Genomic DNA, 9164 nt, shown 5'->3' with positions numbered 1-9164 from the left:
GTAAGGCGTGCGCGCCGTCATCTACGCCCGATACAGCGACCCCCGGCAGAACCCGGCCTCGATCCGCGACCAGATCGCGGTGTGCCGGGCGCTGGCCGCGCGCCTGGGCTATGAGGTCGTCGAGATCTATGCCGACGCCGGGATTTCCGGCGCCAACACCGTCAACCGCCCCGCCTTCCTGCAGCTGATGGACGACGCCCGCCGCGGGCGCTTCGACGTGGTGCTGATGGAGGCGCTCGACCGCTTCTCGCGCGGCCAGGCCGACGTCGCCGGCGCGTTCGAGGATCTGGCGTCCTGGGGCGTGGCCCTGCACACGCTCTCCGAGGGGCGGATCGACGAACTGCACATCGGCCTCAAGGGCACGATGAACGCCCTGCACCTCAAGGAGCTCGGCGCCAAGACCCGGCGCGGCCTGGCCGGCGTGATCGGCGAGGGGCGGGCGGTGGCCACGCCCTACGGCTACCGGGTGGTGCGCAGGATCGGCCCGGCCGGCGAGATCCTGGTCGGCCTTCGCGAGATCGACGAGGTCAAGGCCGCCGTCGTCCGCCGCATCTTCGCCGAATACGTCGCCGGCCGCTCGCCCCAGCAGATCTGCAACGACCTCAACTTCGAGGGCGTGCCCAGCGCACGCGGCTCGACCTGGCTGGTCCCGCGCCTCAACCAGCCCCTCAAGGGCATGTTGCGCAACGAGGTCTATCGCGGCGTGCTGGTCTGGGGACGCACGACGTTGCGCAAGGACCGCGCCACCGGCCAGCGCAAGGCCACGGCAGCCCCGGCCGACGGCGTCGTGCGTTCCGAGCGGCCCGACCTGCGCATCGTCGACGACGCCACCTGGTACAAGGCCCAGGAAATCCTGGCCGATCGCGCAGCCGAGGTTCCGGCCCGCGCCCATGCCCAGCGCCGGCCCAAGCGTCTGCTGTCGGGCATCGTGGTGTGCGGGGTGTGCGGCTACAACATGGTGCTGTCGGCCGGCCAGGCCGTCGGCGGCGCCCATGCGGCCCGCTTCCGCTGCAACAGCCGGATCGGCCGGGGCGCATCGACCTGCAGTAACAGCCGCACCGTGCCGATGGTCGACGCCGAGCGCCGCGTCCTGGCGGCGGTGCGCGACCGGCTGCTGCGCCCAGAGATGATCGACGCCGTCGTGCGCGAGATCCATCGCCTGTCGGCCGAGCAGGGCCGCACCGCCGGCGTCGATCGCGACCGCCTGCAACGCGAGCTCGCCGACGCCCAGCGCAAGGCCGAGCGCCTGGTCGACCAGGTGGCCGAGGGCGTGCTGGCGGGCGCCACGGTCGCCGGCAAGATCCGCGATCTGGAGGCCCGCGCCGCCGTCCTGCAGCGCGACCTGGCGCGCCTCGACGACGCCGGCAAGGTCGTCGCCATCCACCCGGCCGCCGCTGGCCACTATCGCCAGATGATCGAGGATCTCGGCCAGCAGCTGGACGGCGACGGCGCAGCCGAGACCGCCGCCCGCGAGGCCTTCCGCCAGCTGGTCGGCCAGGTGCGCGTCACGCCCCTGGAAAAGCGCGGCGAGTACGAGCTCGAGGTCGTCGGCCAGATGCAGGCCGTCATGTCGATGATCGCCGGCCGGCCGATCGGCGGGGCATCTGCCCAGGGCGAGGGCCTGGGCGAGTATCGGATCCGGGGCTGACCCCGCCATCGCGGCGCGATTGAAGCCCGCCGGGCGATAGGCTAAACGCCGCAGCCACTTGAACGGCAGGCCATGAAGGGCGACTTGCATGAGCCATTTGTGTCAACGCACCCAGCAAGAACCGCAGGAGTAGTCCGCATGCCCCGCACGCTCAGCGTCGCCGCCATCCAGACCTCCTACGGCATGGACCTGGCCGCCAACATCAAGAAGACCGAGGGCTTCATCCGCGAAGCCGCCTCCAAGGGCGCGCAGGTCATCCTGCCGTCGGAGCTGTTCCAGGGGCCGTACTTCTGCGTGGCCCAGGAAGAGCGCTGGTTCGCGCAGGCGCATCCGTGGCGCGAGCACCCGGTGGTCAAGGCCATCGCCCCCCTGGCCGGCGAGCTGGGCGTGGTCATCCCGATCTCGATCTTCGAGCGCGAGGGCCCGCACTATTTCAACAGCCTGGTGATGGCCGATGCCGATGGCAGCCTGCTGGGCGTCTACCGCAAGAGCCACATCCCCGACGGCCCCGGCTACATGGAGAAGTACTACTTCCGGCCGGGCGACACGGGCTTCAAGGTCTGGGACACGCGCTTCGGCCGCCTTGGCGTCGGCATCTGCTGGGACCAGTGGTACCCCGAGGCCGCTCGCGCCATGGCCCTGATGGGCGCCGAGGCCCTGTTCTACCCCACCGCCATCGGCAGCGAGCCGCATGACGCCAGCCTCGACACGGCCCTGCCGTGGCGGCGGGCCATGCAGGGCCACGCGGTCAGCAACGTGATCCCGGTGATCGGCGCCAACCGCATCGGCTTCGAGCCCTGGGACGGCTATCCCAACGGCGGCCAGACCTTCTACGGCTCGTCGTTCATCGCCGACCATCGCGGCGACCTGGTCAGCGAACTCGGCCGCGCCGACGAGGGCCTGGTCCAGGCCAGCTTCGACCTCGATTTCCTCACCACCCACCGCGCCGCCTGGGGCTTCTTCCGCGACCGCCGGCCGGAGTTCTACGCCAGCCTGGCCGGGCCGCGGCCGAGCGTTTGATCAAACGGACGCCTCCCCAAACTCCCGTCATTCCCGCCCTTGTGGCGGGAACCCCTGGGTCCGCCCGCACGTGAGACGCCAGCGGACCGCCGGCGGTCCGCCCCCTTCGCCCTTGCGGCCGATAGAGGGTTTCCCGCCACGAGGGCGGGAATGACGAGCGGATAGGGCGGGTGATCGAGCCCCGAAAATGCAACGCCCCCTCCGCCCGCCGGAGGGGGCGTTTTTCATGCCTGCTTGACTCATCAATAACTCTGTAGTTATCAATAACCCATAGCCAACCGGTTATCGATAAGCGCATGATCCCCGCCCCCGACGACCTCTTCCGCACCCTCGCAGACCCCACCCGCCGGGCGCTGTTCGAGCGGCTGTGCCGCGAGGGCGAGCAGACGGTGGGGGCGCTGACGGCCCAGGCCGGCGTCTCGCAGCCGGCGGTGTCCAAGCACCTGGCCGTGCTCAAGCAGGCGGGCCTGGTCACCGACCGCCACGCCGGCCGTCAGACCCACTACAGCGCCCGGCTCGAGGCCCTGTCGCCCCTGGTCGACTGGACCCGCCGCATGGCCGGTTTCTGGGAGAGCCGCTTCGACCGGCTGGAAGACCTCTTGAACAGGATGGACCAATGATCGACCAGACCGCCGACCTGCGCTCCGTCGTCGTCGAGCGCGACCTGCCGTTCCCGGCCGACAAGCTGTGGCGCGCCCTGACCCAGCCGCATCTGATCGAGGAATGGCTGATGAAGTCCGACTTCGCCCCCGTGGTCGGCCACCGCTTCACCCTGCGCGGCGAGTGGGGCGGGGTGCTGGACTGCGAGGTGCTGGAGGTCGATCCCCCGAAGTCGCTGTCCTACACCTGGAACCACGCCCACCCCGACCCTGCCTACGCCCTGACCAGCGTGGTCACCTTCACCCTCACCCCCACGGCGGCGGGCACGCACCTGCGCATGGAGCAGTCCGGCTTCCGCCCCGACCAGAAACAGGCCTACGGCGGCGCCCACGCCGGCTGGAAGGGCTTCCTCGAGAAGCTGGAAGCGGTGCTGGGCCGGGATTGAGGGAGGGATGCGGTTCGTGCGTTCCTAGCTCGTCATCCCGGGCGAAGGCGCGAAGCGCCGCAGACCCGGGACCCAGGGGCGACCGCACTGCGCCGGCCCCTGGGTCCCGGCTCTCCGCTTCGCTGCGGCCGGGATGACGATGGGTTTTGGTCATTGGAGGTAACATCATGGCCCCCAAACTGCTCTCGGGCGGCAACCCCCAGATCGCCAAGGGCGACGGCGAGGCCCCGATCCAGGCCTATATCGCGGCCATGCCCGGCTGGAAGAGTGCCGTCGGCGCCCGGCTCGACGCCCTGGTCGCCGCCGCCGTCCCCGGCGTGCGCAAGGCCGTGAAGTGGAACTCGCCGTTCTACGGCGCGCCCGATCAGGACAAGACCTGGTTCCTCAGCTTCCATGTCTTCGCCCGCTACGTGAAGATCGCCTTCTTCCGCGGCCAGGCTCTCGACCCGGTCCCGCCCGAGCCGTCCAAGAGCGGCGACACCCGCTATTTCCACATCCACGAAGGCGAGCCCCTCGACGAGGCCCGCCTGACCGCCTGGATCAAGCAGGCCGCCGCCCTGCCCGGCGAGCGGCTCTAGAAAAGAAACGAACGAGGAAACCATGCCCGCCGCCGAAGTCCCGACTGTCGAAGACGCGACCAAGTACATCGACGACCGCATCGCCGCTCTCGCCGACTGGCGCGGCGAGGCCCTGGCCCGCATGCGCGGCCTGATCCACGAGGCCGATCCGCAGGTGCTCGAAGAGGTGAAGTGGCGGGGCACGCCCGTCTGGTCGCACGCCGGCATCCTCTGCACCGGCGAGACCTACAAGGCCTACATCAAGCTGACGTTTGCGAAAGGGGCGTCGCTGCCCGACCCCGCCGGCCTGTTCAATTCCAGCCTCGACGGCAACACCCGCCGCGCCATCGACATCCGCGAAGGCGAGGCGGTGGATGCTGCGGCTTTCAAGGCGCTGATCCGCGCGGCGGTCGAGCTCAACACGGCGAAGAAGAAGCGCTAGGCCTTTCCATTCTCCCGTCATTCCCGCCCTTGTGGCGGGAACCCCTCTGTCAGCCGCAAGGGCAGTAGGGGCGGATCGCCGGCGATCCGCTTGCGCCCCACGTGTCAGCGGAACCAGGGGTTCCCGCCACAAGGGCGGGAATGACGGGAGAGGGGAGGGCTCAGGGCCTGCGGATCATCCGCAGCCCCACATACGCCGCGCCCGCGACCACCACGGCCGGCAGGGTCGCTCCCACCTCCGGCGCCAGGCGGCTCACCGCCTGATAGGCCGCGATGCCTATCGCCCAGGCCGCAAGGCCCGAAACGCTCACCGCCCCGCTCGCCGCGCCCTCGGCCTTGCGGCGACGCACGATAAAGTGGTCGGCCAGCAGCACCCCGAACAGCGGCGCGAACACCGAGCCGATCAGCAGCAGGAAGCCCTCGTAGCGGCCCATCGGGGCCAGCAGGGCCGCCGCCGTGCACACCGCGCCGAACGCCAGCGCCAGCCGCGCCGGCCGCACCGGCACCAGGGTGGCGGTCGAGACCGCGGCCGAGTGCAGGTCGGCGAAGGCGTTGTCGGTCTCGTCGATGATGATCAGCAGCAGGGCGATCCCGCCGCCGGCCGCCGCCAGGGCGCTCAGCAGCAGCCCCTCGCCGCCCGACGCCAGGGCGTAGGCCGCGCCCAGCCCCATGAACCAGATGTTGGCCAGCACATAGCCGGCGACGCTGCCCCGGAACATGCCGCCCGGGGTGCGGCCAAAGCGGGTGTAGTCGGCGATCAGCGGCAGCCACGACAGCGGCATGGCCGCTACCAGGTCGACCCCGGCGCCGAAGCTGGTCTCACCCGTCCCCGCGCGCGCCATCAGCGCGGCCAGGTCGTGCTGGGCCAGCAGCCGCCAGGTCAGCCAGCCGGCCCCGCCCAGCAGCAGCCACAGGCCCCAGGCCCGCAGGAAGCGCCGCACGAACGACACCGGCCCCAGCACCGCCAGGGCCGTGGCCAGCACGCCGAACAGCAGGGTCCAGGCGACGGGATTGGAGAAGCCGAAATTCTGCCTGGCCAGGGCGTCGGCGGCGTCGCGCATGGCGATGATCTCGAACGCGCCCCAGCCGGCCAGCTGCACCGCGTTCAGCACCGCCGGAACCGCCGCCCCGCGCCGGCCCAGGGTCAGCCGCAGCGTCCCCATGGCCGACAGCCCGGTGTCGGCCCCGACCACCCCGGCCGCCGCCAGCAGCAGCGCCCCCAGCACCGAGCCGACCACGATCGCCGCCAGCGCCATCGGCAGGCTGAGCCCCGGCACGAGGAAGGCCCCGGCCTGCAGCACCAGCAGGCCGATCCCCAGGCTGAACCACAGCGAAAAGGCGTCCCGCGCCCCGAACACCCGGCGCTCGGCCGGCACGGGGGTCAACGGATCATATGCATCGTCGAGCTTGGCCATGCCGCCAGCCTTAGCAGGTCAGGGCGGCCCTTGAACCTTTTCTCATCGAGGGAGGGGCCCGCGCCGAAGGCGCCTGTAAGGCCAAGTCATGGCGCGCCATCGTTTAGGGGAGAGGGCTCGGCCGGTTTGGCGCCGCAGATGAAGGCGAGGGGCAGGACCAGAGGCAGTATGGAGGCGCCGCCTTTTCGAGCGGCCCCTATGTGCCGCTGCGCCTGGGCGCAATCGCGTGGCAGGCCGCCGATTCCGTTGATGTACACTCCCGCCAGCTCGACGTGGGCGTCGGGGTCACCCGCGTCCGCGGCTTTCAGGAACAGTTTCACTGCGTCGTAGGGATCCTTCGCAACGCCCTCGCCATTGAGCTTGGCCGAACCGAGCGCCGTCATGGCGCGAGGCAGGCCGGCGTCTGCGGCCTTCGCGAACAGCCGCGCCGCCTCTGCCGGATTCCTGGCCACGCGCGAGCTGTAGAGATAGTCCCTGCCGAGCATCCATTGGGCGAGGGGCTCGTCGAGCTCAGCCGCGCGATTCAGCATGCGCCAGGCTTGGTCCGCGCCGCTGGGGGACGAGATTGAGGAGCATGAATAGTCCAAGGCCGCGGCGGTGGCTGCGCGCGCCGAGCCGCGGGCGGCGTTGGCGATGGTCTCTTCGGTCTCGCCCGCCAAGGCGATGGTCTGGATGTATCTGCAGTCGGCGAAGAACCAGATCCGCTCTTCGACAGCGTCGAGCCTCGCCGCGAGCTTGGCCGCAGCGGGATCCAGGTGGGGCGAGCGGGGCCAGAAGATCCACGTCGCGAAGCCGAACATCATCAGGATGACCAGGGCCAGGGTGGCGTAGGCGCCTTGTTCCTTGGACGGCAGCGGCTCTGCGCCGAGCCTCGGCTGTCCACGCAGATGCTCGCGCCGCCGCTGTATGACCTTGATCACCGCGCTGGCGATCAAGGTGACGACGGCCGAGGAGCAGAACAGCTTGTAGAGGAAGTACAGCGAGGAGATTTCGCGAGACTGGGGGTCGTAGGCCATGGAGGTCAGCGAGCAACCGAACGCCTGGGGGGCGTCAAAACTGGCGGCCTGGATCGTCGTGTCCAGCCAGAACAGCAGAGTTTCGTTCAAGTCCTGGCTGAGCGGGAGCGATGACGGCGTCGGCGTCAGCGCGACCGCGCATCGGCTGGGTTCGGCGACCCGCTCAAACATCGCAGGGGGATTGAAGGTCGTCCCCGCCACGGGCGCTTTGGCGGTGGCCAGGACGAGCATGCCCTGCGCCACGGTGGCCGCCAGTGGAAGGCCGGCGAATGCGGCCGAGATGATAAAAGCCCGCCACGCATGGCGCAGCCGCGATCGCGAGGCGGTGAAGTACTCTCGGAGGATGAGAGCCAGGCTGACGCCGCTACAGGCGATGAAACCGATCGCCGGGGCGATAGTTTGTTCGTGCACGCGAAGGAAGTCGCCCGGCTTGGTCTGGAATTGCTGGGTGACGACGAGAAAGATAACGCCGAACGCCAGGAGGTTGACGATCGAAAAAATGATCAGCACCCAGGCCGGTCGCGCGGGGCGGCCCTGGCCCCAGGATCGCCAGGCCATCATCGTTAGGTGGGCCAGCAACTGGGCGTACCAGGCCGCGATCGCAATGACGTAGCCGAACGCGGTCACGCGCAACAACGCTAATTTCAGATCCACGGTCATTCGCCCCCGAGCCCGCCACGGCAGGCTAGCTGGAAGCTGCAACCCTGGCTAGCGCCGCTCCGAGGCGCTTCGTCCTAGAACTCCACCCCCACCCGCAGGATCGCCACCACGGCGTTCTTCACCGCCCGGTCGCCGCCGGGGCTGATCACGTACTGCAGGTCCGGCTGCAGGGTCAGCGGGCCGACGGTGTCGGCATAGGTGACCTCGATGGCCGACTCCGCCTGGCCCAGGTCCTGGCCGGCGTCGGCGGCGTTGGCCCGGTGCTTCTGGGTCAGATAGGCCTGGTTGACGCCGATCGAGAAGGCGCTGCCGGGCCGGCTCGCAAACACCCGGTCGACCTTGATCCCGGCCTGCCAGCCGCCCTGGAACGGGGTGGTGTCGCCGTCCGAGACGCCCAGGCGCGCGAAGGCCGTCGTGCGGCGCACGGCGTCTTCGCTCTCGGCCCCCGTCAGCGCCCGCTCCAGCAGCACATAGGCCCCCTGGGCCTTGCGCCTGGCCGGATCGCCGGTGGGGCCAAGATCACGGATGTCGTCCTGCTTGCGGGTGTAGCGCCAGGCGCCGAAGGCCACCTTGCCCGCGCCCGTCCAGCCGCCCTCGGCGATCAGCAGCGCCCCGTCGTCCATATGGAAGTCGATCCCGCCCGGATCGCCCAGCACCCCGGCGTGGGCGTTGAGCGCCGCCGCCTGCGCATAGACATGCTCCGACGGCGTCCAGGCCAGACGCACCGCGAGACTCGTGGAGGGAAAGATCGACGGCCCGTTCGGTCCCGTCGCCGCCAGCTCCGAGCCGATGCCGAAAGCCGGCGCGATCAGCAGGCCGGCGCTGTCGTTGGCGTAGAACTCGCTGTTCAGGTCATAGAGGCCGGCCCGCACCGAGCCCTTGCCGCCGGCCAGGTCCTGCTCGATCCAGGCCTCGTACAGCCGCAGCCGATGGCGCGAGACCTCGATGTTGTCGACGCCCTGGATCGAGCCGGAATCCTCGCCCGGCGCGCCGCCGGTGTTGTTCAGCACCAGGGCATGGGCGCGCGCGCCCGTCCAGCCGACCGCCTTTTCCAGGTCCAGGTCGGCCCCGATCGTCAGGTTGTCGAGCACCCGCCCGCGCCTGGCCGCGCCGCCGTCGACCGTCGCCGCCAGGTCGGCCTTGTAGCCGAAAGAGAGATCCAGCGCTCCGGAGGCTTCCGCCTCCCGCGCCTGCGCCTGGCCAAAACAGGCCAGGCCGGCCGTCAGGGCCGTTCCGATGATCAGGGTCCGCATTCTGCCGCCGCTTGATGAAGTGGCGGCCAGCATCGCGGCCCAAGGCTCAGAAACCCTTTATTCCCAGCCCTTTACGCCGCGACGCAACGTCGCGGCGCCCAAGGTGGAG

9 protein-coding genes are annotated in these 9164 nt (G+C 70.1%); 6 read left to right on the top strand and 3 right to left on the bottom strand.

The window, feature by feature from the left end:
* Positions 1-7: 7 nt before the first annotated feature.
* From AC07N1_RS01550 to AC07N1_RS01525, 6 genes are all read left to right on the top strand, one after another.
* The gene (locus tag AC07N1_RS01550) at positions 8-1648 is read left to right on the top strand and encodes a recombinase family protein (RefSeq protein WP_494670161.1); all 1641 of its coding nucleotides are present in this window, start codon (positions 8-10) and stop codon (positions 1646-1648) included.
* Positions 1649-1786: 138 nt separating this feature from the next.
* The gene (gene aguB / locus AC07N1_RS01545) at positions 1787-2668 is read left to right on the top strand and encodes an N-carbamoylputrescine amidase (protein ID WP_494670160.1); all 882 of its coding nucleotides are present in this window, start codon (positions 1787-1789) and stop codon (positions 2666-2668) included.
* A gap of 296 nt (positions 2669-2964) precedes the next feature.
* Positions 2965-3288, top strand: a complete 324-nt coding sequence (locus tag AC07N1_RS01540; RefSeq protein ID WP_494670159.1) for an ArsR/SmtB family transcription factor — start codon at positions 2965-2967, stop codon at positions 3286-3288.
* Positions 3285-3713, top strand: coding sequence for an SRPBCC family protein (locus AC07N1_RS01535; RefSeq protein ID WP_494670158.1), 429 nt, complete (start codon positions 3285-3287; stop codon positions 3711-3713). The genes AC07N1_RS01540 and AC07N1_RS01535 overlap by 4 nt, the downstream gene beginning before the upstream one ends.
* A 167-nt stretch (positions 3714-3880) precedes the next feature.
* Positions 3881-4291: a DUF1801 domain-containing protein gene (locus AC07N1_RS01530; protein WP_494670157.1), complete on the top strand. Its 411-nt coding sequence runs from the start codon at positions 3881-3883 to the stop codon at positions 4289-4291.
* A gap of 22 nt (positions 4292-4313) precedes the next feature.
* Positions 4314-4712: a DUF1801 domain-containing protein gene (locus AC07N1_RS01525; protein ID WP_494670156.1), complete on the top strand. Its 399-nt coding sequence runs from the start codon at positions 4314-4316 to the stop codon at positions 4710-4712.
* Positions 4713-4872: 160 nt separating this feature from the next.
* Here the strand turns inward: AC07N1_RS01525 and cytX are convergent, their stop codons facing one another.
* The 3 genes from cytX to AC07N1_RS01510 form a co-directional block, all read right to left on the bottom strand.
* On the bottom strand, positions 4873-6126 hold the full coding sequence (gene cytX / locus AC07N1_RS01520; RefSeq protein ID WP_494670155.1) for a putative hydroxymethylpyrimidine transporter CytX: 1254 nt from the start codon (positions 6124-6126) through the stop codon (positions 4873-4875).
* Between the two features lie 86 nt (positions 6127-6212).
* The gene (locus AC07N1_RS01515) at positions 6213-7802 is read right to left on the bottom strand and encodes a tetratricopeptide repeat protein (protein WP_494670154.1); all 1590 of its coding nucleotides are present in this window, start codon (positions 7800-7802) and stop codon (positions 6213-6215) included.
* A gap of 74 nt (positions 7803-7876) precedes the next feature.
* On the bottom strand, positions 7877-9055 hold the full coding sequence (locus AC07N1_RS01510; protein ID WP_494670153.1) for a carbohydrate porin: 1179 nt from the start codon (positions 9053-9055) through the stop codon (positions 7877-7879).
* Positions 9056-9164 lie beyond the last annotated feature (109 nt).

The organism is Caulobacter sp. GW821-FHT09B11, from assembly GCF_059418205.1.
The sequence above is the reverse complement of the archived record's forward strand: the minus strand, read 5'-3'. Positions and strand labels throughout refer to the sequence as shown.